The 25,211-nt window shown below is 72.4% G+C and carries 22 protein-coding genes; 9 read left to right on the top strand and 13 right to left on the bottom strand.

What is annotated here, in order from left to right; all coding sequences use genetic code 11:
* The 3 genes from M4J07_RS34245 to M4J07_RS34255 form a co-directional block, all read left to right on the top strand.
* Positions 1-271 (top strand): P1 family peptidase (locus tag M4J07_RS34245; RefSeq protein WP_255978380.1); only part of this gene is annotated, 271 nt, incomplete at its 5' end.
* A 144-nt stretch (positions 272-415) separates the two neighbouring features.
* Entirely contained in the window at positions 416-1,606 is a 1,191-nt protein-coding gene (locus tag M4J07_RS34250) for a L,D-transpeptidase (RefSeq protein ID WP_255978383.1), read from the top strand.
* Between the two features lie 170 nt (positions 1,607-1,776).
* Positions 1,777-2,628 (top strand): DUF6227 family protein, encoded by an 852-nt coding sequence (locus M4J07_RS34255; RefSeq protein WP_255978385.1) that lies wholly within the window; start codon positions 1,777-1,779, stop codon positions 2,626-2,628.
* A gap of 25 nt (positions 2,629-2,653) precedes the next feature.
* On the opposite strand, the gene M4J07_RS34260 is transcribed toward M4J07_RS34255, so the two are convergent.
* From M4J07_RS34260 to M4J07_RS34285, 6 genes are all read right to left on the bottom strand, one after another.
* A complete protein-coding gene (locus tag M4J07_RS34260; RefSeq protein ID WP_255978387.1) occupies positions 2,654-2,902 on the bottom strand; it encodes a hypothetical protein in 249 nt (82 codons plus the stop codon).
* An 86-nt stretch (positions 2,903-2,988) separates the two neighbouring features.
* Complete coding sequence (locus tag M4J07_RS34265; protein WP_255978389.1) at positions 2,989-5,067, bottom strand: PTS fructose transporter subunit IIABC; 2,079 nt, start codon at positions 5,065-5,067, stop codon at positions 2,989-2,991.
* A gap of 106 nt (positions 5,068-5,173) precedes the next feature.
* The gene (pfkB, locus tag M4J07_RS34270; protein ID WP_255978420.1) at positions 5,174-6,121 is read right to left on the bottom strand and encodes a 1-phosphofructokinase; all 948 of its coding nucleotides are present in this window, start codon (positions 6,119-6,121) and stop codon (positions 5,174-5,176) included.
* Between the two features lie 113 nt (positions 6,122-6,234).
* Positions 6,235-6,996, bottom strand: a complete 762-nt coding sequence (locus tag M4J07_RS34275; RefSeq protein WP_255978391.1) for a DeoR/GlpR family DNA-binding transcription regulator — start codon at positions 6,994-6,996, stop codon at positions 6,235-6,237.
* Between the two features lie 254 nt (positions 6,997-7,250).
* A complete protein-coding gene (locus tag M4J07_RS34280; RefSeq protein ID WP_255978393.1) occupies positions 7,251-8,015 on the bottom strand; it encodes a glucose 1-dehydrogenase in 765 nt (254 codons plus the stop codon).
* A 51-nt stretch (positions 8,016-8,066) separates the two neighbouring features.
* Positions 8,067-8,705 (bottom strand): TetR family transcriptional regulator, encoded by a 639-nt coding sequence (locus M4J07_RS34285; protein ID WP_255978395.1) that lies wholly within the window; start codon positions 8,703-8,705, stop codon positions 8,067-8,069.
* Between the two features lie 80 nt (positions 8,706-8,785).
* Between M4J07_RS34285 and M4J07_RS34290 the strand changes: the two genes are divergently transcribed.
* Positions 8,786-10,045: an extracellular solute-binding protein gene (locus tag M4J07_RS34290; RefSeq protein WP_255978397.1), complete on the top strand. Its 1,260-nt coding sequence runs from the start codon at positions 8,786-8,788 to the stop codon at positions 10,043-10,045.
* A 16-nt stretch (positions 10,046-10,061) separates the two neighbouring features.
* On the opposite strand, the gene M4J07_RS34295 is transcribed toward M4J07_RS34290, so the two are convergent.
* Positions 10,062-11,591 (bottom strand): MFS transporter, encoded by a 1,530-nt coding sequence (locus M4J07_RS34295; RefSeq protein WP_255978399.1) that lies wholly within the window; start codon positions 11,589-11,591, stop codon positions 10,062-10,064.
* Between the two features lie 71 nt (positions 11,592-11,662).
* Here M4J07_RS34295 and M4J07_RS34300 point away from each other — a divergent pair, with 71 nt between their 5' ends.
* Positions 11,663-12,634: a helix-turn-helix transcriptional regulator gene (locus tag M4J07_RS34300; protein ID WP_255978422.1), complete on the top strand. Its 972-nt coding sequence runs from the start codon at positions 11,663-11,665 to the stop codon at positions 12,632-12,634.
* Between the two features lie 173 nt (positions 12,635-12,807).
* On the opposite strand, the gene M4J07_RS34305 is transcribed toward M4J07_RS34300, so the two are convergent.
* Complete coding sequence (locus M4J07_RS34305; RefSeq protein ID WP_255978402.1) at positions 12,808-13,818, bottom strand: sigma-70 family RNA polymerase sigma factor; 1,011 nt, start codon at positions 13,816-13,818, stop codon at positions 12,808-12,810.
* 176 nt (positions 13,819-13,994) lie between these two features.
* On the opposite strand from M4J07_RS34305, the gene M4J07_RS34310 reads away from it, so the two are divergent.
* Positions 13,995-14,525 carry a GNAT family N-acetyltransferase gene (locus M4J07_RS34310; RefSeq protein ID WP_255978404.1) on the top strand — a complete coding sequence of 177 codons (531 nt, stop codon included), beginning with the start codon at positions 13,995-13,997 and terminating at the stop codon, positions 14,523-14,525.
* Between the two features lie 60 nt (positions 14,526-14,585).
* Positions 14,586-15,596 carry a questin oxidase family protein gene (locus tag M4J07_RS34315; RefSeq protein ID WP_255978406.1) on the top strand — a complete coding sequence of 337 codons (1,011 nt, stop codon included), beginning with the start codon at positions 14,586-14,588 and terminating at the stop codon, positions 15,594-15,596.
* A gap of 191 nt (positions 15,597-15,787) precedes the next feature.
* Here M4J07_RS34315 and M4J07_RS34320 read toward each other — a convergent pair whose 3' ends face one another.
* Entirely contained in the window at positions 15,788-16,549 is a 762-nt protein-coding gene (locus tag M4J07_RS34320; RefSeq protein WP_255978424.1) for a dioxygenase family protein, read from the bottom strand.
* A gap of 110 nt (positions 16,550-16,659) precedes the next feature.
* On the opposite strand from M4J07_RS34320, the gene M4J07_RS34325 reads away from it, so the two are divergent.
* Positions 16,660-17,163, top strand: a complete 504-nt coding sequence (locus M4J07_RS34325) for a MarR family winged helix-turn-helix transcriptional regulator (protein WP_374215135.1) — start codon at positions 16,660-16,662, stop codon at positions 17,161-17,163.
* 35 nt (positions 17,164-17,198) lie between these two features.
* Here M4J07_RS34325 and M4J07_RS34330 read toward each other — a convergent pair whose 3' ends face one another.
* Positions 17,199-18,728, bottom strand: coding sequence for an MFS transporter (locus M4J07_RS34330; RefSeq protein WP_374215136.1), 1,530 nt, complete (start codon positions 18,726-18,728; stop codon positions 17,199-17,201).
* 95 nt (positions 18,729-18,823) lie between these two features.
* Positions 18,824-19,492 (bottom strand): TetR/AcrR family transcriptional regulator, encoded by a 669-nt coding sequence (locus tag M4J07_RS34335; protein WP_255978412.1) that lies wholly within the window; start codon positions 19,490-19,492, stop codon positions 18,824-18,826.
* Positions 19,493-19,718: 226 nt separating this feature from the next.
* On the opposite strand from M4J07_RS34335, the gene M4J07_RS34340 reads away from it, so the two are divergent.
* The gene (locus M4J07_RS34340) at positions 19,719-20,996 is read left to right on the top strand and encodes a M6 family metalloprotease domain-containing protein (RefSeq protein WP_255978414.1); all 1,278 of its coding nucleotides are present in this window, start codon (positions 19,719-19,721) and stop codon (positions 20,994-20,996) included.
* A gap of 125 nt (positions 20,997-21,121) precedes the next feature.
* Here M4J07_RS34340 and M4J07_RS34345 read toward each other — a convergent pair whose 3' ends face one another.
* On the bottom strand, positions 21,122-22,807 hold the full coding sequence (locus M4J07_RS34345) for a class I adenylate-forming enzyme family protein (protein WP_255978416.1): 1,686 nt from the start codon (positions 22,805-22,807) through the stop codon (positions 21,122-21,124).
* Positions 22,808-22,866: 59 nt separating this feature from the next.
* On the bottom strand, positions 22,867-25,211 hold a 2,345-nt coding region (locus M4J07_RS34350), incomplete at its 5' end, for an FtsX-like permease family protein (RefSeq protein ID WP_255978418.1).

The following is a 25,211-nucleotide window of genomic DNA, read 5'->3' on the forward strand; positions in this document are numbered from 1 at the left end:
GCAGAAGGTCGCGGGCACCGCGCACGACGGCATCGCGCGCGCCGTGCGCCCGGTGCACCTGCTGAACGACGGCGACACCGTCTTCGCCCTCGCCACGGGCGCGCGGCCCCTCGACGCCACGAACCCGCTCGCCCTCAACGAGATCCTCGCGGCGGGCGCCGACCTGGTGACGCGGGCGATCGTGCGGGCCCTGCGGGCCGCGGAGTCGGTGCACGGCCCCGGCGGCACGCACCTCTCGTACGGCGAGCTCTACGGGCCCGGGCCCGCGTAGGGCGGTCGACGATCACGTAACCGACGTAACGGGACCGTCCCTGTGTCTGCCCTCACAGGCAACGGACGGAACCCGGCGGGCCATCCCGGACTCTCTCCTCGCACAGGCACACACCGGTGCAACCACCTGGAACAGGAGCAGACCGTGAGAAGGCAGAACATAGCCGTCGCGTGGGCCGGCCTCGCCATCGGCGCACTGACCCTCACGGCCTGTGGCGGCAGCGCCAGCGCCGAGGGCGGCAAGGGCGGCGGGGACGATGCCCAGGACGCCCCGCGGATCACCATCTCGGCCAAGGACGGCTCGACCGGCGCCTCCATCAACGCGACCGGGGTCAAGGTCAGCGACGGCAGGCTGACCGACGTGAAGCTGACCGAGTCCGCCTCCGGCAAGCAGGTCGCGGGCGCGATCGCCGCGAACGGCGCGTCCTGGAAGCCGAAGGAGCAGCTGGAGCGCGGCACCAAGTACCGGATCTCCGCGACCGCGAAGGACGGAGAGGGCCACACGGCCGCCGCCAACTCCATCTTCACGACCGTCTCCGGCGCCAACAGCTTCATCGGCACATACACGCCGGACAACGGGGCGACGGTCGGCGTCGGGATGCCGGTCTCGTTCACGTTCGACAAGGCGATCACGAACAAGAAGGACGTGCAGCGCCACATCACGGTCACGTCCACCGGCGGCCAGCGGATCGTCGGCCACTGGTTCGGCGCGCAGCGCCTGGACTTCCGGCCCGAGACGTACTGGAAGGCCGGCTCCAAGGTCACGATGAAGATCGACCTGGACGGCGTCGAGGGGGCGAACGGGATCCACGGCGTGCAGAGCAAGACGGTGTCCTTCACCGTCGGCCGCGCCCAGGTCTCCACGGTCGACGCGAACACGCAGCAGATGACGGTGGTCCGCGACGGGCAGACCGTCAAGACGATCCCGGTGTCGACGGGCAGCACGCAACACCCCACGTACAACGGCCAGATGGTGATCTCCGAGAAGTTCGTGCAGACCCGCATGAACGGCGACACGGTCGGCTTCGGCGGCGAGTACGACATCGCGGACGTGCCGCACGCCATGCGGCTCTCCCAGTCCGGCACGTTCATCCACGGCAACTACTGGAGCTCGCCGGGCATCTTCGGCGCCCAGGGCACCAGCCACGGCTGCGTCGGCATGCGGGACGTGCGGGGCGCGGGCGGCGACACGACGGCCAAGTGGTTCTACGACAACTCGCTCGTCGGCGACGTCGTGACCGTGAAGAACTCGCACGACACCACGATCTCCCCGGACAACGGCCTCAACGGCTGGAACATGTCCTGGAGCCAGTGGACGGCGGGCAGCGCCGTCTGAGATCCCCGTTCACGGGCCGGGCCGCGCGGGAACCTTCCGCGCGGCCCGCGCGTTGTGCAGGCACGTTTCCCAATTCCCTTCCCCCGTTTGCCATTTCGCGGACATGATGTCCGACCGAGGGGCTACGGTATGCACCCACAAGGTGACATGCAGCAATGCCGGGAGGTGCCTTGAGCGCTCCGCACGACTACGAGTCCGGTTACGCGTACGACGCCGCGTCACACGGGTCGCCCGCGCAGCCTCAATCACCCGCGTCGCCCGACTCGCCGGAGGCTCCCGAGCCTCCGGACGCTCCCGAGACCCCGGACGAGAACCTCGCGCGGCTGCTCGGCCGCGCGCTCAACTCCTTCGAGCTGCCCGACGAGACGCTGCGCCTGCTCGACAGCGCCCTCGCGTACGACAGTTCGCTGCACTCCGCCCACCACAGCGCGGGCCTGCACCGCGAGACGTACCGGCACACCTGGCTGCTCGCCGACGGCAGTTCGCAGACCCTGTGGGAGCTGGTGCACAACACGGGGCGGGACGGCCTGACCCAGCACGAGGTCTACGTCACCGAGGAGGAGCTGCGGCTGGCGACGGCGCGGCTGCCGCTGCCCCCGGAGTCGGCGCCCGAGTTCCGCCTCCAGGTCCCGATCGCCCCCGTCCAGCTGCCGCCCGTCCCGCCGCAGCGCCGCACCTTCGGCCCCGCCGACCCGGACAGCTCCGTCGACCACGCCCGGCGGCTGCTGCGCCGCGCGGAGAACCCGGACACGGCGACCCGGCCGGGCCCGGGGACGGCGCGCCTGCTGCGGGAGGCGTGCGCGCACCAGATCACGCAGGCGTTCGGCCGTCGGCTCAGCCAGGGATTCGCGCTGTACGAGCACGCGTTCCTGCTGCGCGACGGCTGCGAGGTCAGCCTCTGGGAGGTCGAGCACACGGCGACACCGGACGGCCGGCACATGTGCGAGGTGTACGTGACGCAGGCCGCGGCCCGGTCCGCGATCGAGCAGCGGGCGGCGAGCCGTCCGCGCGCCGGCCGCTGAGCCGGCCGCCGAGGTACCGGCTTCTCTAGCTGCGGCTGAACTGCCGGACCAGACCGGCGAACGCGTCCTGCTCGTCGGCCGTCAGCGGCACCGACTCCACGGCAGGGGCCTGGGCCTGGCCGGGCAGCGCGCCCAGCGGCAGCGAGGGCAGTGACCGCGGTGGGCCGGCGGTGACGACACGGACGAGTCGGATCAGACCGACCACCCAGGCCACCGTGGCGACCGCGAGGATCGCCAGGCCCGTCTGCTGCAGGATCGACACGTGCTCAGGCATGCGGTCCAGTGAACACCACGGTCCGGGACTTTGGTCCCGGACCGTGACGTATCTCGCAGGAACGGACAGTTCCGGCTTCACCGGCGTCACACAGCCGCCGGCACCTTCGCCCCGCCGACGGCGGACTCCTCCCCGGCCGCGGCCGTCCCGTCCGGAGCGGACCTGCGCAGCCCCTTCAGTACGACGACCAGGGCGGCGGAGACGCAGACGCCGACCGCGATGGCGATCAGGTAGAGGAACGCGTTGCCGATCAGCGGGACGACGAAGATGCCGCCGTGCGGGGCCCGCAGGGTGCAGCCGAAGGCCATCGACAGGGCGCCGGTGACGGCGCCGCCCGCCATGGAGGCGGGGATGACGCGCAGCGGGTCGGCCGCGGCGAACGGGATGGCGCCCTCGGTGATGAAGGACGCGCCGAGCACCCAGGCCGCCTTGCCGTTCTCCCGCTCGGCCCTGGTGAACAGCCGGCCGCGCACGGTGGTGGCCAGGGCCATCGCCAGCGGCGGCACCATGCCGGCGGCCATCACGGCGGCCATGACCTTGAGCGAACCGTCGGTGGGGTCGGCGAGGCCGCCGACCGCGAAGGCGTAGGCGACCTTGTTGAGCGGGCCGCCGAGGTCGAAGCACATCATCAGGCCGAGGATGACGCCGAGGATGATCGCGTTGGCGCCGGACAGGGAGTTGAGCCAGTCCGTCAGGGCGCTCTGCAGCGAGGCGATCGGCTTGCCGACCACGACGAACATCAGGAAGCCGACGGCGATCGAGGAGAGCAGCGGGATCACCACGACCGGCATGATGCCGCGCAGCACCGGCGGGACGTTCACCTTCTGGATCGCCAGGACCACGGCGCCCGCGAGGAGACCGGCGACGAGGCCGCCGAGGAAGCCCGCGTTGACCGTCAGGGCGATGGAGCCGCCGACGAAGCCGGGCACGAGCCCCGGCCGGTCCGCCATGCCGTACGCGATGTAGCCGGCGAGCACCGGGACGAGGAAGGCGAAGGCCGCCTGCCCGGTGTAGAAGAGCAGCGCCGCCCAGCTCGTCGTGGAGCCCCAGTCGAAGCTGTTGAGCAGCGTCTCGACCTTGACGTCCGCGACCTCGTAGCCGCCGATCGCGAAGCCGAGCGCGATGAGCAGACCGCCCGCGGCGACGAACGGCACCATGTAACTGACGCCCGACATCAGCCACTTGCGCAGCTTCGTCCCGTAACCGTCCTCGGACTCGCCGGAGTTGTCCACAGGTGTGGATGACCCCGCCGGTGCGGAGACCTCGCCGCGGGCCGCTTTGTCGCGTACTTCCTTGATGAGTTCGGCCGGGCGGTTGATGCCCGCCTTCACGCCGACGTCGACCGTCGGCTTTCCGGCGAAGCGGTCCTTCTCGCGGACCGGCACGTCATGGGCGAAGATCACGCCGTCCGCGGCGGCGATCACGGCCGGGTCGAGGCGGGTGAAACCGGCGGAGCCCTGGGTCTCGACGACGAGTTCGACGCCGTCGGTGTCCCGGCCCGTGTTCTCCAGGGACTCGGCCGCCATGTAGGTGTGGGCGATGCCGGTGGGGCAGGAGGTGACCGCGACGATCTTGAACGTGCCCGGGTCCGCGGGCTGTTCGAGGGCCGGTTGCGTCGGGGCGGGCTGCTCCTGGTCCTGGGCCTGGGCCTGATCCTGGGCCTGGTCCTGATCCTGGTCCTGGGCCTGGGCCTCCGGGGGCGTCTGGTTCTGTGCGGGCGTCGGGGCCTCGCCGCGTATCAGCGCCGCCGTCCGCTCGGCGTCCGTCGCCGCCCGCAGTGCCGCCTTGAAGTCCTCGTCCATCAGCTGACGGGCGAGCGACGAGAGGATCGTGAGGTGCGCGTCGTCCGCGCCGGCCGGTGCCGCGATCAGGAAGATCAGGTCGGCCGGACCGTCGGGCGCCCCGAAGTCGATGCCCTGCGCCGCGCGGCCGAAGGCGAGGGTGGGTTCGGTGACGTGCTCGCTGCGGCAGTGCGGGATGCCGATGCCGCCGTCCAGGCCGGTCGGCATCTGGGCCTCCCTGGCCGCGACGTCCGCCAGGAAGCCGTCGAGGTCGGTCACGCGTCCCCGGGCGACCATGCGCTCCGCCAGGGAGCGCGCGGCCTCGTCCTTCGTTGCGGCGGACAGGTCGAGGTCGACCAGGTCCGCGGTGATCATCTCCGTCATCGCGGGCTCCTTTGCCTAGGCGTCTGCGGGGTTGTTCGTTCGTCGGCGGGTGCGGGCCGGGCGTGGCCGGGCGCGCGGTTGCCCGCGCCCCCGGCAGGGCTTCCTCTCACGCCACACGCTCCTTCAACGGCCTGTTCAGGGGGACCTCCGCCGTCAGTTCCACCGCGTCCGGGCGGAGGTCCCGCGGTGTCGGCATCGCGCTGCCGGGGAGCTGGACGGCCGCCGCGCCGTGGGCGACCGCCGAGGCGAGGGCCTCGGGGCCACTGCCGCCCGCGATCAGGAAGCCGGCGAGGGACGAGTCGCCCGCCCCGACGTTCGAGCGGACGGCTGCCACGGGAGCGCACGCGAACCGGACGCCCGTGGCGTCGACCAGGATCTGGCCGTCCGCGCCGAGCGAGGCCAGGACGGAGACCGCGCCCGCCTCCCGCAGTTCCTCGGCCGCCTTCACCGCGTCGCCGATCGTGGCGAGCGGGCGGCCGACGGCCTCGGCGAGCTCCTCCGCGTTCGGCTTCACGACGTCGGGGCGCTCGCGCAGCGCCGCCAGCAGGGCCGGCCCCGACGTGTCGAGCGCGATCCGGGCGCCCGCCGCGTGGGCGCGGGCCACCAACTCGGCGTACCAGGAGGGCGCCAGGCCGCGCGGGAGGCTGCCGCAGCAGGCGATCCAGTCGGCGCCCGCCGACTGCTCGCCGACGGCCGACAGGAGCGACTCGGCTTCCTGCGGGCTCAGTTCGGGGCCGGGAGCGTTGATCTTCGTCAGCGTTCCGTCCGGCTCGGCGAGCGCGATGTTCGACCGGGTCTGGCCGGCGACGGGGACGGGGGCGACCTTGATGCCCTGGCCGGCCAGGAGGTCGGCGACCAGGGCGCCGGGAGCGCCGCCCAGCGGGAGGACGGCGAGCGTGGGGGCACCGGCGGCGGCGACGGCCCGCGAGACGTTGACGCCCTTGCCGCCCGGGTCCATGCGCTCGCCGTCGGCGCGCACGACCTCACCGCGGTCGAGACCGGGGATCTCGTAGGTGCGGTCGAGGGAGGGATTGGGGGTGACGGTGAGGATCATGCCGCGAATCGCCGCTTCCGTGCGTGGGGTGGTGCTGGTGCTGGTCGTGCCGGTGTCACTGGTGTGGCCGGTGGGGCTGGTGTGGCCGATGAGGGTGCGGGGCCGGTCGGGGGTCATACGCGGACCACTTCCGTGCCGCCCGCCTCGATCGCGGCCGCGTCCTCGGGGGCGAGGCCGGTGTCCGTGACGAGGAGGTCGACGTCGGTGAGGTCGCCGAACCGGGCGAAGTGCTCCTGGCCGTGCTTGGCGGAGTCGGCGAGCAGGACGACCCGGCGGGCGGCTCCGGCGGCGGCCCGCTTCACGGCGGCCTCGGCGAGGTCGGGGGTGGTGAGCCCGGCGCCCGCCGCGAAGCCGTTCGCCGCGAGGAAGACGACGTCCGCGCGGATCTCGCCGTACGCGCGCAGGGCCCAGGCGTCGACGGCGGCGCGGGTGCGGTGCCGGACCCGGCCGCCGACGAGGTGGAGCTGGATGCCGGGGTGGTCGGCGAGCCGGGCGGCGGTCGGCAGCGAGTGCGTGACGACGGTCAGCCGGGACTCCAGCGGCAGCGCGGCGGCGAGCCGGGCGACCGTCGAACCGGCGTCCAGGATCACGCTGCCCTCGGCCGGCAGCTCGGCGAGCGCGGCCTGGGCGATGCGGTCCTTCTCGTCGGCGGCGGTGCCCTCGCGCTCGGCGAGGTCGGGCTCGAAGTCGAGCCGGCCGGCCGGGATGGCGCCGCCGTGCACCCGGCGGACCAGGCCCGCCCGGTCGAGGGCCTTCAGGTCGCGCCGGATGGTCTCGGCGGTGACCTGGAACTCCTCGGCCAGGGACAGCACGTCCACCCGGCCGCCGTCCCGGGCGAGGCGGAGGATCTCCTGCTGACGCTCCGGTGCGTACATGTCCGTCGACCTCTTCCGCCGTGCCCGAATCTGTTGCTCTGGCTTGAGGCTACGACCGGATTTCGGGAAAGTAAACAGGTTCGGGCATTCAGCAGACACAAACGGGCATTGGTCCCGATGCGCGCACGGCAAAGGGCCCGGCCCTCCGGGGAGGAGGACCGGGCCCTGCACGAAGCCTCTCGCGACGACTGCTCTCGCGACTACTGCTCTCGCTACTGCTGCCCTCGCTACTGCTACCTGCTACCTGCTACCTGCTACTGGCCCATCACGTACTTCACCGTCGGACCGGTGGTCCAGCCGCCGTCCACGGCCAGCTCGGCACCGGTCATGTACGAGGAGTCGTCGGACAGCAGGAACACCACGGCCTTCGCGATCTCGTCGGCCTCGCCGACCCGGCCCATCGGGGTGTTCGGATAGTTGCCGTCGCCCTGCTGGATGCCGACCTGGGCCGTCATCGGGGTGTACGTCATGCCGGGGTGCACCGAGTTCACCCGGATCTTCGACGTGCCCTGCTCGACCGCCGCGATCTTGGTCAGTCCGCGCACGGCCCACTTCGAGGCGCCGTACGAGGAGGTGAGCGCGAGGCCCATCAGGCCGGCCGCGGAGGAGATGTTGACGATCGAGCCGCCGCCCGCCTCCTTCATCGCGGGGACGACGGTCTTCATGCCCGCGAAGACGCCGACGAGGTTGACCTCGATGACCTTGCGGAAGCGCTCGACGCTCTCCGTCTCGAAGGGCATGCCGGTGGAGATGCCGGCGTTGTTGACCAGGCCGTCGACCGAGCCGAACTCGGCCGTGGCGAAGGCGACGGCGGCCTGCCACCCGGCCTCGTCCGTCACGTCGAGGTGGACGTAACGGGCGGCGCCGCCCAGTTCGGCGACGAGGGCCTTGCCCTCGTCGTCCAGCACGTCACCTATGACGGCGTTGCCCCCGGCGGCGACGACGGTACGGGCCACTTCGGCGCCGATGCCGCGGGCTCCGCCGGTCACCAGGACCGTCTTGCCGGTGAGGTTGTTCATTTCGGGTTCCCTTTCGTCACGGCCACGGGGCGTCGCCCCTGACCCCACTCCTCAATCGCCGGAGAGGCTGGATTCGACGGCCCCACCGGCCTCCGCCAGGCACCGCAGCGCCAGCGCCGCCGGGCCTCCCGGTCCGCCGGCCGGCTCGTCCGTCGCCGCCCACGCCTCCACCGCGACCCGGATCGCGGTGGACGCCACGCCCGCCGCGAGCCGCAGCGCGAGGTCCCCCTCGGGGGTGCCGGTGCGCTCGGCGAGGATCGCCCGCAGCGTCGCCTCGGAGACCCGGCTCGTGTCGGCCCACACCGCCCGCAGCGCCGGGCTCTCGTCCGTCAGCCGCAGCAGCGCGCGGACCCACTCCAGGGAGGCCGCGTTCGCCGGGTCGTCCGCGCTGAGCGCGCGCTCGGCGGCGAACCGCAGCGCGTCCGGCACGGGGAGGCCGACGGGGGCCGCCCGGACGGCCTCGGCCCAGGCCTCGGCGCCGGCCGCGAGCAGCGGGGCGACGGCCTCCTCCTTGGTCGCGAAGTAGCGGTAGAAGGTGCGCGGCGCGATGCCCGCGGCCCGCGCGATGTCCTCGGCGCGGGTGGCCCGCAGCCCGTCCTCCGTGAAGAGCTGGGCCGCCGTGCGGGCGATGTCGAAGCGCGTGGCGGCCTTGCGCCGCTCGGTGAGCGTCATCGCCTGTGTACCTGCCATGAAGTCAGGATATGCCCATGTGGCACAATCTGCCACCGTTGAGAAGTGATCATGTCAACCCAACGAGCGGGGCGAGATCGGTGCGGCGGCGGCAGTTCTTCCTTCAGACGGCGAGCCTGGCCGGAGCCGGGGCGGGAGCCCTGGCTCTCGGCGGGTGCGGCACGGGCGGCGACGAGGACACCGTCACCCTCGACCTCCTCGTCGCCAGCTACGACAAGAGCGTCGGCGCCGCGATCGGCGACCAGTGGGACGACGTCGTGAAGGCCTTCGGGAAGAAGCACCCCGGCATCCGGATCCGGGTGGAGCGCGTCCCGTTCCTCAAGATCGACGCGACGCTGGCCCGCCGCGTCAAGGACGGCCGGGCCCCCGACATCGCGCAGTCCAACATCTTCGCGCCGTACGCCGAGAGCGGTGAGCTCCAGCCGGTCGAGAAGCTCTTCGACGTACCCACGCAGGCCGACTTCATCGCGTCGTTCGCCGACGCGGGCAAGGTCGACTACATCCAGTACGGCATCCCGATCCTGGCCAGCACCCCGCGGCTCTTCTACAACAAGGCCCTGTTCGACCGGGCCGGCCTCACCGGCGCCCCCACCTCGTGGGCCGGACTGAAGGCCGCCGCCAAGGCGTTGAAGGCGACCGGGGTCCCCACCCCGTACGCGCTGCAGTTCGGCCCCGAGGCGGCGGAGGACGAGTTGCTCACCTGGCTGCTCGCGGGCGGCGGCGGCTACTCCGAGATCCAGGGGTACGACTTCTCGTCCACGGAGAACGAGGCGGCGCTGACCTGGCTGCGCGACGAGCTCGTCGCGCCCGGCCTCGCGGGCGCCGACCCGGCGAAGCTCACCAGGACCGACGCGTACGCGCAGTTCCTTAAGGGCCGGGTCGGCATGCTCATCGCGCATCCGGTGCTGCTCGGCGCCGCCGACCAGGCCCGGCTCCCGTACGGTCACGCGCCCTTCCCCAAGCGGGACGGGGAGGCGGCGCCACCGGTCGGGCTCAACGACTGGATGATGGTCTTCAAGAAGGGCGGCCGCGTCGAGGAGGCCGGGCAGTTCCTGACGTTCCTGTTCAGCACCGGATCGGCCAAGACGTACGGCGGCGGTCAGGCGACACTGCCGGTGACCGCCTCCGGCTCGCAGCAGGTGCGGGCCGACCCGGACCAGCGGGCGCTGCGGGAGTTCGTCGACCAGATGCCCGACGCCGAGTTCCACCCGGTGGGCCTGCGGTCGTGGCCGACGGTGCGCGCCGCGATCCGGCAGCGGATCGGGCGAGCGGTGACGGCCGGCGGCCGCCCCGCGGACGTGCTGGAGGCGCTGGACCAGGTGGGACGGTCCAGCGCCTGAACCCCGACTCGGCCGCTCAGCCGATCAGTTCGGGCTCCCGCTCGGTCGGGGCGTCGTCGTGCGCCTCGGCCTCACCCGGGCCGCCGGCCGGCTTGCGCGGCAGCGCGAACATCAGCACGAAGATGCCGACCAGGATTCCGGCCGCCCACAGCAGCGAGCTGTGGAAGCCGTCGATGAACGCGGCGTTGCCCTCGCCCTGCTTCATGTGGTCCTCGACGACGTTGAAGAAGACCACCGAGACGAGGCTGAGGCCCAGCGCGTTGCCCATCTGCATCACCGTGTTGATCAGACCGGACGCCGAACCGGCGTGCTCGCGCGGCACCTCGGACAGGACCGCGTCGGTCAGCGGGGCGACGATCAGGCCCATGCCCAGACCCATCACGACCAGCGGCAGCGCCATCTGCCAGGACTTGATCTCCAGGCCGTAGTGCCCGGACTCGTACACGTAGATCAGCACGCCGACGGCCATCAGGAGCGCGCCCGCCTGGAGGACCTTGCGGCCGAAGAGCGGCACGAGCTTCTGCACGGAGATGCCCGCGGCGACCGACACCGCGATCGAGAACGGGACGCCGGTCAGACCCGCCCGCAGCGCGCTCCAGCCGAGACCGATCTGCATGTAGAGGGTCCAGGTCAGGAAGAAGATGCCCATGACCAGGCCGAAGACGGTCTGCACGGCGATGCCCGCCGCGAAGCTCTTCACCTTGAACAGGGACAGCTCGATGAGCGGCGAACCGTCGCGCCGGGTCTTCGCCTTCTCGTACGCGATCAGCACCGCGACGATCAAGACCGACGCCGCCATCATCACGAAGCCCCACACCGGCCAGCCGTTCTCGCGGCCCTGGGTCAGCGGGTAGACCAGCGCCAGCATCGCGAGGGTGACCAGCACGACGCCGACCAGGTCGAGCTTCAGCGCCTTGGGGGCCTTCGACTCGGTGATGACGCGCGAGCCGAGGACCAGGGCGGCGATGCCGACCGGCAGGTTGATCAGGAAGATCGGGCGCCATTCCAGACCGAAGATGTTCCACTCGGTGAGCAGCGCGCCGAGCAGCGGACCGGTCACTGCCCCCAGGCCGACGATCGCACCGAACAGGCCGAAGACCTTGCCGCGCTCGTGCGCCGGGAACGTGGCGTGCACGATCGACAGGACCTGCGGCACCATCATCGCCGCCATCCCGCCCTGCAGGATCCGCGAGGCGACCAGCATCTCCGGGTTCGCCGCGAAGCCGCAGAGCGCCGAGGCGATCGTGAACCCGCCGATGCCGAGCAGGAAGAGCCGCTTGCGGCCGAAGATGTCGCCGAGCCGGCCGCCCGTGATGAGCAGCGCCGCGAAGGCGAGCGCGTAACCGGCGGTGATCCACTGGATCTGGCCCGTCGAGGCGCCCTCGTCGTGCTGGATGGTGGGCAGGGCGACATTGACGATCGTGACGTCGACGAGGTCCATGAAGGCCGCCGTCATCACGATGGCGAGCGCGAACCAGCGGCGCCGGTCGGCGCCGGTGGAATCGGGAGCAGAGCCGGCAGAAGTGTCGGTAGCGGTTGAGGTCATACAAGAAACTTAATGGCCATGTAGGTCAGGTCGTGTCCTAGATGGCCAGGACTCTGGAGAACATGGAGAACATGACGGACACCACCCCAGCCCGGTTGCTCCAGCTCCTCTCCCTGCTGCAGACCCCGCGGGAATGGCCCGGCGGCGAACTGGCCGGCCGGCTAGGCGTCTCCCGGCGCACGGTCCGCCGCGACATCGACCGGCTGCGCGAACTCGGCTACCCGGTGCAGGCCACGATGGGTGCGGAGGGCGGCTACCGGCTCGTCGCCGGCAAGGCGCTGCCGCCGCTCGTCCTCGACGACGAGGAGGCCGTCGCCATCGCGGTCGGGCTGCGCGCCGGGGCCGGGCACGCCGTGGACGGCATCGAGGAGGCGTCGGTGCGGGCCCTCGCCAAACTGGAGCAGGTCCTGCCCTCGCGGCTGCGCCACCGCGTGGCCACGCTGCAGGCCGCGACCATCCCGCTGACCTCGGGCGACGGCCCCACGATCGCTCCCGAGACGCTCACGGTGATCGCTTCGGCGACGGCCGGCACGGAGCGGCTCCGCTTCCACTACCGGGCCGCCGACGGCACGGAGACGCGCCGCTCGGTGGAGCCGTACCGGCTGGTGTCGACCGGGCGCCGCTGGTACCTCGTCGCGTACGACGTGGATCGCGAGGACTGGCGCACGTTCCGCGTGGACCGGGTGTCGGAGCCGTTCGCGACCGGGGCGCGGTTCGCTCCGCGGGAGGTGCCGGAAGGGGATGCGGCGGAGTTCCTGCGGCGGTCGATGGCGTCGCGGGGCGGGTCCGGGTCCGGGTCCTACGACATGGACGTGGAGTTCGCGGCGCCGGTGGAGGACGTCGCCGCGCGGGTCCCTCCGGTGGTGGGGCGGCCCGAGCCGCTGCCGGGTGGCGGCTGCCGGCTGCGGGCGACCGTGTCCGACGCGGTCGAGTGGACGGCGGTCCGCCTCGCCATGACCGGCTTCGACTTCCGGGTCCGGGGACCGGAGGAACTGGTGGTGGCGGTACGGGAGTTGGGTGACCGGATGGTGCGGGCGTCTTAGGGGTCTTGGGCGTCTTGGGCGGGTGCGGCTCTCGTCGTGGTTGCTCGCGCAGTTCCCCGCGCCCCTACGGGGCGCGCCCCTGAGACGGCGCACGAAGTGCGCATCTCAGGGGCGCGGGGAACTGCGCGACCAGCCCCCACCGAACCCGCACACGACAACGGAGACGGTTACGGTTACGCTGCGGCGTCGAACCCCGTGTCACGCGCCAGCTTCTTCAGCTCGAGAAGCGCGTGCTTCTCGATCTGCCGGATCCGCTCACGGGTCAGACCATGCTCCTTGCCGACCTCCGTGAGGGTCCGCTCACGCCCGTCCTCGATGCCGTACCGCATCTTGATGATGGACGCCGTGCGCTGGTCGAGCCGCCCGATCAGGTCGTCGAGCTCCTCGCTGCGCAGCAGCGTGAGCACGGACTGCTCGGGGGACACGGCCGACGTGTCCTCCAGGAGGTCGCCGAACTGGGTGTCGCCGTCGTCGTCCACCGACATGTTCAGCGAGACCGGGTCGCGGGCCCAGTCCAGCACGTCGGTGACCCGCTCCGGCGTCGTCTTGTCCAGCTGGGCGGCGATCTCCGCGGGCTCCGGCTCACGGCCGTGCTCACGGTTGAACTCGCGCTGGACACGACGGATCCGGCCCAGCTCCTCGACCAGGTGGACGGGGAGCCGGATGGTGCGGGACTGGTCGGCTATGGAACGGGTGATGGCCTGACGGATCCACCACGTCGCGTACGTGGAGAACTTGAAGCCCTTGCGGTAGTCGAACTTCTCGACCGCGCGCACCAGGCCCGCGTTCCCCTCCTGGATCAGGTCGAGCAGGGGCAGGCCCGCGCGCGGGTAGCGGCGGGCGACCGCCACCACCAGGCGCAGGTTCGACTTGATGAAGATGTCCTTGGCCTTCTCGGACGCCTCGACCAGCGCTTCCAGCTCCTCGCGGGTCGCCTTGCCCGCGGCGGTGCTGTCGGCGACCTCGCCGTCGAGGATCTGCCGGGCGTACACGCCCGCCTCGATGGTCTGGGACAGCTCGACTTCCTTGGCGGCGTCGAGCAGCGGAGTTCGCGCGATCTCGTCGAGGTACATGCCGACCAGGTCGCGGTCGGCGATCTCCCCGCCCACGGCGCGAACACTGCGTGCCGCGTTTGTCTCGCCGGACGCGGCGGACTTACGACGGGCTACGGCACGGGTTGCCATGCGTGCTCCCTTGCGATGGTAGGTCGGCTGGGCCGGACGGCTTGCACACCCTCGCGGGTGCCCTGCATCCGATGGAAACAACGACTGGAATCCGGACAGAATTCCCAAGCCGACCCATCTTTTTTGTGATCATGCAGTACCCTGTCGCGCCACACCGCACGAACAGGGGAGACGGGATGCCGGCGGAGTCCACAGAGGTGCAGGTCAGGGCAGGAGTCGCGAGTGACCTCGAAGCACTCACCGACCTCTACAACCACTACGTACGTGAGACGCCGATCACCTTCGACACGGCCGCCTTCACTCCGGAAGAGCGACGTCCTTGGCTGCTCTCCCATCCTGAAGACGGCAGGCACCGGCTCTTGGTTGCGCAGGAGGCACCGACCGGCCGGATCCTCGGGTACGCCACGTCCAGCCCGTTCCGCGTGAAGGCCGCGTACGACACCTCGGTCGAGGTCACCGTCTACTGCGCGCCCGACGCGGGGGGCCGCGGCATCGGCACGCTCCTGTACAAGGCCCTCTTCGAGGCGCTCGCCGAGGAGGACGTGCACCGCGCGTACGCGGGCGTCACCCAGCCCAACGAGGCCTCGGTCCGCCTCCACGCCCGCTTCGGCTTCACCCACGTGGGCACGTACCGGGAGGTCGGCCGGAAGTTCGGGAAGTACTGGGACGTTGCCTGGTACGAGAAGCCGCTCGGCCGCAAGGACTAGGTCCCGGCCTAGGGCCACAGCCCGTTACGCCGCGCTCACGGTCGCGCCTACCGTGCCGCCATGGACGACAACACCGGCACTCTCGACGAAGCACTCGAGCGGCTGCACGTCACGGGCCCCGAGTTCGACGGCTGGCTCACCAACCACGGCCCGATGGCCGTGGAATCCCTCGTACGCGGCGGGCAGGCGCCGCGCGTTCACCGCTGGCTCGACCACTACGAGCAACGGCTCGACGCCATGCCCGCCCCCGGCTCGCCGATCGTGGCGGCCGACTGGCAGGAGGCGCTGGGCGATTCCCGGCGGCTCGCGGACTGGATCGTCTTCTTCGAGCGGGCGCTGGCGGAGCGGCCCTGGCGGGACGTGCTCGCCGAGTGGTGGCCGCGGCTGCTGCCCGGTATCGCCGGGGGTGCCACGCATCCGGTGATCCGGGTCGGCCACGCCGTCCGCACCCTGCTCACCACCGAACCGACGGAGCCCCGGCTCGCCGAACTCGCGCACGGCCTCGGCTACTGGGCCGCCCGCCACCAGCTGCTGCCGGCCCTGACCTCGCTGCCCTCGGCGCCGGACGCGGCGGGGGCGCTCGACGCGGTGCCGCGGGTCGCCGACCAGAGCGGGGGCATCCGGCCCCGGCTCGCCCAGATCGAGGCGTTCCCCGGGTGGGCGGCCGGCCCCGTCGACCCGGACACGGCGCGGGAGCGGCTCGGTGAGCTGGTCTCGGCGGCGGTCCGCCGGTACGCCACGCACGCCCACGGCAACGCCGTGATGCTGGTGCACACCGCGACCGCGCCCAACGCGGTGCTGCGGACGCTGCCCGCGTTGCCCCGGTCGTTGTGGGGTGCGTCGCTGGGGGCCGCGTGGGCGGCGAGTGCGGCGGTCACGGCGGCGTATGCGCCTGCCGCGCCGGTGCCGGTCGTCTCGGCGGGGGACGTGTCCCCCGGGGAACTCTTCGAGCGGGCCGCGGCCCATGGCGACGACCACGCGATCAAGTTCGCAGACACGGCGCTGGACGTCGGCGGAGAGGTCGCACTGGCTGCGGCAACCCGCGCGCTCACCTTGATCGACCCGGCCTGACCCTGCGGGCCGGCAACCGCCACGGCTACGCGCCGTGACTTCTCAGCCCGGACACCGGCTGCACCTCTCGCCGTGGCTGGTCGCGCAGTTCCCCGCGCCCCTGGAGGCCTGCGGCTTCGCCGCTGCCTCCCCCGCGGGGAACTGCGCGACCAGCCCCCACTCAGCCGCACCCGAAGAACAAGAGCCGCCGCCTACCCGAACTGGACCGAGCGCTTCGCCAGGCCCAGCCAGAAGCCGTCGATCACGCTGCGCTGGGACTCCAGCTCACCCGCCGCCTCGGCCAGCCCCATCGTCACGAACAGCGGAGCGAAGTGCTCCGTACGCGGATGCGCCAGCGCGCCCGCCGGCGACTTGCGGAGGAAGTCGAGGAGCGAGTCCACGTCACCCGCGTCCAGCGCCCGCTGCCCCCACTCGTCGAACTCGGCCGACCACGCCGGAATCCCGCCCTGCCGCAGCGCCGCGAGGTTGTGCGTGAAGAAGCCGGAGCCGACGATCAGCACGCCCTCGTCCCGCAGGGGCGCGAGCCGGCGCCCGATGTCCATCAGCTTCTGCGGGTCGAGCGTCGGCATCGAGACCTGGAGGACCGGGATGTCGGCGTCCGGGTACATCTCGACGAGCGGGACGTACGCCCCGTGGTCCAGGCCCCGGTCCGGCACGTCCTGCACGGGGATGCCGGGTGCGCGCAGCAACTTGCGTACGGAGTCGGCGAGTTCGGGCGCACCCGGCGCCGCGTACCGGACTTGGTAGTAGTGCTCGGGGAAGCCCCAGAAGTCGTACACGAGCGGCACCGTCTCGGTGGCGCCGAGGGCGAGCGGCGCCTCCTCCCAGTGCGCGGAGATCATCAGGATCGCCTTGGGGCGGGGCAGATCGGCCGACCAGGCGGCGAGCTGGCCGGTCCACAGGGCGTCGTCGGCGAGCGGCGGGGCGCCGTGGGAGAGGTAGAGCGCGGGCATGCGCTCGGGTGCGGGTGCGGTGGACACGACGACCTCCTTGAAATTTCAAGTTCAGGGTGCTGACAAAAGTAACCCTTGTTTGTTTAATATTCAAGGAGGAGGTCTTTACGATGGAGTCCATGAACAGCACAGAGCCCCGGTGGCTCACCCAGGACGAGCAGCTGACCTGGCGCGCGTACCTCCACGCCACCACGCTCCTGGAAGATCACCTCGACCGCCAGCTCCAGCGCGACGCGAAGATGCCGCACGTCTACTTCGGGCTCCTCGTCGCGCTCAGCGAGGCCCCGCGGCGCCGGCTGCGGATGACCGAGCTGGCGATCAACGCGAAGATCACCCGCTCCCGGCTCTCGCACGCGATCGCGCGCCTGGAGAAGAGCGGGTGGGTGCGGCGCGAGGACTGTCCCTCGGACAAGCGCGGCCAGTTCGCGGTGCTCACGGACGAGGGCCTTGAGGTCCTGGCGAAGACCGCGCCCGGCCATGTCACCGCCGTCCGCCAGGCCCTCTTCGACCGGCTCACCCCCGAACAGCAGAAGTCCCTCGGCGAGATCATGCGGATCGTCGCCGAGGGACTCCAGCCGAAGGACGCCGGGGCCGATCTCCCCTGGCTCAGGTAGAGCGTCCGGGGGACCGGCTCCGTACGGCGCGGTGGTCAGTGCGCGACCACCGGGATCTTCACCTCGTCCTCGACACCGTCCGTGTCACCGGAGGCGGTGGCCGAACCGGCGCCCGGGGCGGCGGTGTTGATGAGGGTGAAGGCGATCAGGGCCGAGACGGCCAGGATGCCGACGGCCCACCAGATGGCGTGGGTGTAGCCGCTCACCATGGCCTGCGCCTGGAGGAGCTGCGGGCTACGGGCGCCCGCCGCGTGGTCCACCAGGTACGCGGTCGTGGCCGAGGCCGCGATCGTGTTCAGCAGGGCCGTGCCGATGGCGCCGCCGACCTGCTGCGAGGTGTTGACCATCGCGGAGGCGACACCCGCGTCGCGGGCCTCGACGCCGAGCGTCGCGAGGGACATGGCGGGCATGAACGCCGTACCCATGCCGAGGCCGAGCAGCAGCTGCGCGGGCAGGATCAGCGCCGGGTACGAGGCGTCGACCGAGAGCTGGGTCAGCAGCCCCATGCCGAGCGCCGCGACCAGGAAGCCGGGACCCATCAGCAGACGCGGCGGGACCCGCGTCATCAGGCGGGCGCCGATCTGGGTGGAGCCCGTGATCATGCCTGCGATCATCGGCAGGAACGCGAAGCCCGTCTTGACCGGCGAGAAGCCCTTCACGACCTGGAGGTAGTAGGTCAGGAAGAGGAACAGGCCGAACATCGCGATGACGGCGAGGCCGAGCGAGGCGTAGACACCGCCGCGGTTGCGGTCGGCGACCACGCGCAGCGGCAGCAGCGGGTGCTTGACCCGGGCCTCGACGGCGACGAACGCGAGCAGCAGGACGGCGGAGGCGACGAACATGCCGATCGTCGTCGGGTCCGACCAGCCCTCGGACTCGGCACGCGTGAAGCCGTAGACCAGGGAGACCAGGCCGAGCGTGGAGAGCACGACGCCGGGGATGTCGAGCGGCGAGCGGTTGCGGCCGCCGGCCGGCTCACGGATGACGAAGTACGCACCGGCGGCGGCGATGATCGCGAACGGGATGTTCACGAAGAACGTCCAGCGCCAGTTCAGGTACTCGGTGAGGAAACCGCCGAGGATCAGGCCGACGGCGCCACCGCCACCGGCGATCGCACCGTAGATGCCGAACGCCTTCGCGCGCTCCTTGGCGTCGGTGAACATGACGGCGAGGAGGGAGAGCGCGGCGGGCGCGAGCAGGGCGCCGAAGACACCCTGGAGCGCACGGGCGCCGAACATCATGGCCTCGTTCTGCGCGGCACCGCCGAGCGCCGAGGCGAGCGCGAAGCCGAGCAGTCCGGTCACGAAGGTCTGCTTGCGGCCCCACAGGTCCGCGATGCGGCCGCCGAACAGGAGCAGTCCGCCGAAGGCCAGCGCGTAGGCCGTGATGACCCACTGCTTGTTGCCGTCGGAGATGCCGAGGTCGGTCTGCGCGGCGGGCAGGGCGATGTTCACGATGGTGGCGTCGAGGACCACCATCAGCTGGGCGAGCGCGATGAAGACCAGGGCCTTCCAGCGACGCGCGTCGCCTTCTATGGATGCCGAATTCGGCAAGGGGGTACCCACAGCGGGACTCCAAGTAGTGAATAAGCGTGAGAAATCGGGTCTGTACGGAACAGGTGACTCAAGTGATGGGAGGGCGGGGCCTCAGTCCTGGCGCCTCACTCCTGGCGGAGGTCCTCCAAGGTCGCGGCCTCGCCCGGGAGTTCCGAGCGGGCGGGTGCCATCAGGCCGTCGAGGAACAGCTGCAGATGGCGGTGGAAGAAGGTGTCGTACCGGTCGAGGCCCCCACACGCGGTGCCGGGCAGCGGCCGGGTCAGCTGGGAGAGGGCCACCATCAGGTCCCCGACGCCGACGTCGGTGCGCAGCTGGCCCGCGGTACGGGCCCGTGCGATGAGCTCCTCCAGGCCGGCGGTGAGCCGGTCGAGGGCGGCGACGACGTCCGGGTGGTCCTTGTCGAAGGTGGCGTTCAGCATCGGGCACAGGGCGCCGATGCGCTCGTCGGCGGCCGCGTGCACGAAGGCGCGCAGCGCGTCGAACGCGGTCTTCTCGCCGGCTTCCTCGGCGGCGAGCGCCTGCTCCGCGTGCTCGGTGACGTGATCGGTGACCGACAGGACGACGTGGTGCATCAGCTCACCGCGGTCCTTGAAGTTCCGGTACAGCGTGGCGTTGCCGACCCCGGCCCGGCGGGCGACCTCGTCGAGCGGGAGATCGGTCCCGTACTCGACGAGCAGCTCACGGGCGGCGGCGACGATCCGCTCCCGGTTGCGCACGGCGTCGGCCCGCGGGCGCGGGACGCGGCGCTGCGGCTGCTCGGTTGCGGTGGCCACGGCGGTCTCCTTCGGTCGTCTGTCACGTACTGAAACGGGGACTCGCTCCCCGCTTTCGCGGACACAGGTCTAAACGGGGAGAACGTCCCCGGTTATTTCCCGCCCCTCATGTGACCTGACTCACACCACTCCAGCCCCAGAAACCCACGATCGGCGCACCCAGCGCGCGGCCCGACCGACCCCGACACAGGGTGATCGAAACGGAGCCGAGCGTGAGGCGGGTCGAATGCGGCAGCAGCGGATACGCAGGGGCCGGCGCGGTGCGATGCTCGCCGGAGCCACGGCCGTGGCCCTCGCGCTGACGATGACCGCGAGCACCGGCCGGCTGCTCGACAGCTCGCCGACGGCGGCGGGCCCGACGGCGCTGGCCCGGGCGACCTCCCTCGGCCCCTGCATGATCCGCGGCGCGCTCGGCGTCCAGATGTCCGAGGGCGTGCCCACCTCACCCGGCTACGCCCGCTCGACCGGCACCGTCCGGGCCCTCAACCTCATGATCGACTTCCCGGACGCGCCCGGTGAGGGCACCGCCCTCGACCGGCTCGGGGAGTTCTTCCCGAAGACCCAGGAGTGGTTCCGCACCGGCTCGTACGGCCGCCTCGACTACCAGCCCGAGTCCCCGGTCAAGCACTGGCTGCGGATGCCCAAGCCGTTCGCCGCGTACGGGATAGAGCGCGGCGCCCCCTTCGAGCCCGGCTACCGCGAGCTCGTCGACGACATCGTGGCCGCCGCCGACCCGGACGTGGACTTCCGCCAGTACGACCTCGTGAACATCCTGACCACGCCGAACGCCGGGCCGTCCGCCCTGGACACGGTGCTGTCCGTGACGTTCGCCGGGAACCACGAGGCACCCGTCGCGGACGGGGTGCCGCTGTCCAACGTCTCCTTCGTGTACTCGCGCCAGGACGACGGCTCCGGCTCGTACACCGAGACCGGTTACCGGGTGCTGCCGCACGAGAACGGGCACGTCTTCGGGCTGCCCGACCTCTACACGCAGGACGGCGGCGGGGCCGTCGGGCACTGGGACATCATGAGCGAGGACTGGGGCGTCGGGAACGACCTGCTCGGCTGGCACAAGTGGAAGCTGGGCTGGCTCGACGACGACCAGATCGGCTGCGCCGCGCAGCCCGGCACGACCGAGCACCTGCTGTCGCCGCTGGGCCGGGACGGCGGCGGCACGAAGCTGGCGTTCGTGCCGCTGACCGAGAAGAGCGGGTACGCGATCGAGGTGCGCTCGCAGGAGGGCAACGACGAGGCGGTGTGCCGGCCCGGCGTCCTCATCTACAAGGTCGACGCGGACGTGGACACCGGGCACGGCCCGATCACGGTCGAGGACTCCACCCCCGACAGCGGCGGCTGCACGCGCCGCCCCAACGTCCACGCGGAACTGTCGGACGCGCCGTACCGGCCGGGCGAGGTGTTCAAGGACCGGAGGGCGGGTGTGCGGATCTCGGTCGCCGGGGCGGACGCCTCCGGCGACTACCGGGTGTTCGTGACGCGGCGATAGGGGTTCGCCTGCGGGTCCGGCGGGGCTTCTCGCGACGAAAGACCGGCCCGGCAGACGCAGTCGGTCTTTCAGGGGCGCGGGGAACTGCGCGACCAGCCCCCACTCAGCCGCAGACGGTCAGGTGGTCACGTGGTCAAGCGGGCCCTGAGGGTGCGCTTGAGGATTTTGCCGGTGGCGTTGCGGGGCAACTCCTCCGGTTGGAGCACCAGTACCGCCGGCACCTTGAACGCCGCGAGGGAACGCCCCACGAACCCCCGGAGGGAATCCGGGTCCAGGGACGACCCCTCGCGGACCCGCACCACCGCCGCGACCTCCTCCCCCAGCACCGGGTGCGGCACGCCCACGACGGCCGCCTCCAGCACGTCGGGGTGGTCGTGCAGGCAGGCCTCGACCTCGACGCAGTACACGTTCTCGCCGCCCCGGATCACCATGTCCTTGATCCGGTCGACGACGCTGACCCGCCCCTCCGCGAGCACCGCCAGATCCCCCGTGCGGAACCACCCGTCCGGCGTGAACGCCGCCTCCGTGGCGGCCGGGTCCTCCCAGTAGCCGCGGATCACCGACTGGCCGCGCAGCCACAGCTCCCCCACCGCCCCGTCGGGCAGCTCCTCACCGCCGGGCCCGGCGATCCGCGCCTCGACCGCGGGCGCGGGCCTGCCCACGCTCGCCGGCCGGCTCCGGTACTCCGCGCCGAAGTTCGCGGTGACGCCGCCGAGCGTCTCGGTGAGGCCGTAGCCGTTGCGGGGTTCGATGCGGTCCCCGTAGCGGGCGGTCAGCCGGGCGACGAGGTCGGGCGGGGCGGCGGCGCCACCCGTGTTGAACCCGGCGAGCGTCGGCAGGTCGTCGTCCAACTCCTCGGCACGGGCCAGGAGTTGGAGCGCGGTCGTGGGCACGCCGCCGAAGTTCGTGATGCCGTGCTCGTGGATCAGGGCGAGCGCGGTGTCCGTGTCCCACTTGCGCAGCAGGACGAGCGAGCCGCCCGCGGCCATGGCCGCGTAGAACCCGGTGAACGCCGCGACGTGGAAGAAGGGGAAGGTCAGGAGCCCGACGGGGGCCGGCCCCTGGCCCGGGACGAGGCCCCGGCCGAGGGCCGAGAGCGCCGCGAAGTAGCGGGGGTTGGCGATGGCGGCCATGTGCGCGTGGTGGGTGGCGACGGCCCCCTTGGGGCGGCCCGTGGTCCCCGAGGTGTAGAGGATCGTGGCGTCCCAGTGCGGCTGCACGTCGACGTCGGGCGGGCCGAGCAGCGGATCGGGGACCGGCAGCTCCGCGTACCGCTCGACGCGCTCGCCCACCGGCTCCCGGCCCTCCTCGTGACAGACCAGCGTCCACGGGCGGCGGTCCGCGGGGACGGCGGCCAGCCAGGGGGCGATGCGTTCATGGCGTTCGCCGTCGACGACCAGTACGCCGGGCCGGCAGTCGTCGAGGGCGTACGCGAACTCGTCCGCGGTCCACCACCCGTTCAGCGGGACGGCGACCAGACCCGCCAACTGGCAGGCCCAGAAGGCGACTTGCCACTCGGGATGGTTGCGCATCGCGATGACGGCACGGTCGCCGGGCCGCAGCCCGTAGCCGTCGCGTTCGTCCAGGAACCGGCGGGCGAGCGCACTGGCCGCGGCGAAGAACTCCCCGTACGTCAGCCGCCCGGTCTCCGCGATCAGGAACGGCGCGGGACCGAACGCCCACGTCGTCTCGGCGAACTCCCGCAGGGTCCGCGGCCCTTCCGCGTACGCGAGGCGCCCGTCCTCGTCCCGTACGACGGAGAAGGGGGCGCCGGGGCCGGTGAGCAGCGCGTCCATGGATGCCATTGCCATTTCCGGACGGTACGTCCGCACCCCCGAGCCACGTCAAGGTACGTGCGCCCCGCACCCGTTCACACCCCCACGGAGCGTCCGCGCAGCGCCGGACCGAACCGTGCCGCGAGGACCGCCGACACCACCGCGATCGCCACGCAGGCCGCCGCCGTCGCGGCGAGCGCCGCCCAGGGCAGGGCGAAGGGGGCGTCGACGTGCAGGCGGATCAGCGCCAGGTGCATGCCGAGGACGTTCGCGGCGGCCACCAGCAGGCCGAGGACACTGCCCGTCACCGTCACCGCCAGGGCCTCCGCCGCGACCACCCGCAGCGTCTGCGCACGGGTGGCACCGGCCAGCCGGAGCGCGGTCAGGTCGTGGGTGCGGTCGGTGGTGGCCATGACCGTGACGTTGGCGACGGCGATGGCGATGGCCGTGTACAGGAGCGCGATGCCGAGGACGAGGAGCAGACCGAGGCGGGTCGTGCGGTTCGTCGCCGGGTAACTCGCCGCCAGCCACTGCGACTTGGTGACGACCGCCGCTCCCGTGCCGTGCACGGCCGCCCGCAGGGCCGAGCCGACGTCCGCAGCCGCGCGGCCGTCGGCGACCGTCACGTCGACGCGGTCCACGGGGGCGCCGGCGGCGTTGTGCGCGGTGACGTAGGCGCCGTTGTCGCCGGTGCCGGTGCGCAGCACGGCGGCGATCCGCAGGGACCGTCGCGTGCCGTCGCCGAGCCGGACGTCGACGCGTTCGCCGACGGTGTGCCGCTGCCACTCCTCGTTGACGACGACGGTGTCGTCGGTCAGGTCGGCGAGCCGTCCCGCGACGACCGGGAGGCGGGTCGTCCGCGCCAGCAGGGCCGGATCGGCCGCCCGCGCCTCGGACGTGACGAGCGCGACGCCGCCGTCCTCCGGCACGTACAGCGTCGTCGCCGCCGTCGGCGAGACCGTGGCGCCCTCGACCTGACGCAGCCTGCGCAGCGTCGCCGCGTCGAAGCCGTCGGCGCCCTGCGGCGTGACGACATAGTCGGCGACGGTCCGTTCCCTGGCCTCGGCGGCCTTCGCCCCCGCGATGGTGCCGGTCGCGCCGAGCAGCGACCCGGCGAGCGCGACCGTCGCGAGGACCGGCGCGGCGACGGCGGCGGTGCGGCGCAGCCCGGCGGTCGCGTTCTCCCGCACCAACATGCCGGTGGCGCCCGGGAGCCGGGCCGGCAGCAGGCCGCCGAGCCGCAGCAGCGGCCGGACCAGCGCGGGCGCGATCAGCGCCACCGCGCCGATCAGCAGCATCGGACGCACGATGTACGTCTTGCGGTGCAGCAGCTCACCGGGGTCGCCGGCCAGCGCCGTGCCGAGGGTGACCAGCGCGGTGACCAGCAGCCCGCCCCCGACGACGATCCGCCCCCACGTCATGACCCGCCCGTCCACCGACACCTCGCGCATCGCCTGCGCGGGACCGGTCCGGCCGGCCCGCCAGGACGCGGCGAGCACCCCGCACAGCGCCACGGCGAGACCGGTCCAGAAGGCGAGGTGGTACGGCCAGGAGGCCGCGCCCGTCCGGATCACGAACCAGTCGGGGGCGAGCCCCTGCGCCACCGCCCACCGGCCCAGCCGCGGCGCACCCCAGCCGCCGAGCACGCACCCCGCCCCGCCCGCGACGACCCCGACCAGCAGCGCCTCGGCGACCAGGGCCCGGCGCAGCTGCCCCGCCGTCGCCCCCGCCGTGCGCAGCAGCCCGAACTCCCGGCGGCGCTGCGCCACGGCGAACGCGAACGTCGACGCCACCACGAACACCGACACGAACCCGGTGACCCCGGCGGCCGTCCCGAACAGCGCGGTCAGCGCCGTGACCGCCTCCTGGTCCCGCCCCGGATCGGCGTCGGCCAGCCGCCGCTCGCTCCCGGTGAGCACCCGCACGTCCGGATACCCGCGCACCACGCCCCGTACGGCGTCGACCCCGCCCCCGACGACCACCACCTGCACGCTGCCGGGGGCGATCTCGGCGGCGCGCCGGTCCCCGAAGAAGACCGCGTCCTCGTACGGGCGGTGCGCCGTGGCGACGCCCACGACCCGCACGGTGCCGCGCGTCGTCGTGATCCGCTGCCCCGGCGCGGCCCAGTCCCCGCCGACGACGACCTCGTCGTCCGCGCGCGGCGCCCGCCCGTCCCGCAGCGCGTACGCCCCGAACGCGGCGACGGACCACGGGTGCCCGACCAGCTCACCGGGCCCGCCCTCGGCCCGCAGCCCGAACGACCGGTCCTCGACGACCCGCCCGACCGTGCCCAACTCCCGTACGAGCGCGGCGGGTACGGCGTTCGGCCGCTCCAGCGCCCGCACCTTCGCCCCGTGCGGCGACGCGACCCGCACGGTGTCGGCCCCCCGCACGACGACCTCCGCCCCGGCGAACCGCCGCGGCACCCGCTCCGGCTCCT

This window comes from Streptomyces longispororuber (genome assembly GCF_024448165.1).
GTDB classification, from domain to species: domain Bacteria; phylum Actinomycetota; class Actinomycetes; order Streptomycetales; family Streptomycetaceae; genus Streptomyces; species Streptomyces longispororuber_A.

Excerpts from the sequence above, each read along its gene's own strand:
- M4J07_RS34260 (WP_255978387.1), bottom strand. The coding sequence starts at position 2,902 with ATGCCTGAGCACGTGTCGATCCTGCAGCAGACGGGCCTGGCGATCCTC.
- M4J07_RS34265 (WP_255978389.1), bottom strand. The coding sequence starts at position 5,067 with ATGACGGAGATGATCACCGCGGACCTGGTCGACCTCGACCTGTCCGCC.
- pfkB (WP_255978420.1), bottom strand. The coding sequence starts at position 6,121 with ATGATCCTCACCGTCACCCCCAATCCCTCCCTCGACCGCACCTACGAG.
- M4J07_RS34275 (WP_255978391.1), bottom strand. The coding sequence starts at position 6,996 with ATGTACGCACCGGAGCGTCAGCAGGAGATCCTCCGCCTCGCCCGGGAC.
- M4J07_RS34280 (WP_255978393.1), bottom strand. The coding sequence starts at position 8,015 with ATGAACAACCTCACCGGCAAGACGGTCCTGGTGACCGGCGGAGCCCGC.
- M4J07_RS34285 (WP_255978395.1), bottom strand. The coding sequence starts at position 8,705 with ATGGCAGGTACACAGGCGATGACGCTCACCGAGCGGCGCAAGGCCGCC.
- M4J07_RS34295 (WP_255978399.1), bottom strand. The coding sequence starts at position 11,591 with ATGACCTCAACCGCTACCGACACTTCTGCCGGCTCTGCTCCCGATTCC.
- M4J07_RS34300 (WP_255978422.1), top strand. The coding sequence starts at position 11,663 with ATGACGGACACCACCCCAGCCCGGTTGCTCCAGCTCCTCTCCCTGCTG.
- M4J07_RS34305 (WP_255978402.1), bottom strand. The coding sequence starts at position 13,818 with ATGGCAACCCGTGCCGTAGCCCGTCGTAAGTCCGCCGCGTCCGGCGAG.
- M4J07_RS34310 (WP_255978404.1), top strand. The coding sequence starts at position 13,995 with ATGCCGGCGGAGTCCACAGAGGTGCAGGTCAGGGCAGGAGTCGCGAGT.
- M4J07_RS34315 (WP_255978406.1), top strand. The coding sequence starts at position 14,586 with ATGGACGACAACACCGGCACTCTCGACGAAGCACTCGAGCGGCTGCAC.
- M4J07_RS34320 (WP_255978424.1), bottom strand. The coding sequence starts at position 16,549 with ATGCCCGCGCTCTACCTCTCCCACGGCGCCCCGCCGCTCGCCGACGAC.
- M4J07_RS34325 (WP_374215135.1), top strand. The coding sequence starts at position 16,660 with ATGGAGTCCATGAACAGCACAGAGCCCCGGTGGCTCACCCAGGACGAG.
- M4J07_RS34340 (WP_255978414.1), top strand. The coding sequence starts at position 19,719 with ATGCGGCAGCAGCGGATACGCAGGGGCCGGCGCGGTGCGATGCTCGCC.
- M4J07_RS34345 (WP_255978416.1), bottom strand. The coding sequence starts at position 22,807 with ATGGCAATGGCATCCATGGACGCGCTGCTCACCGGCCCCGGCGCCCCC.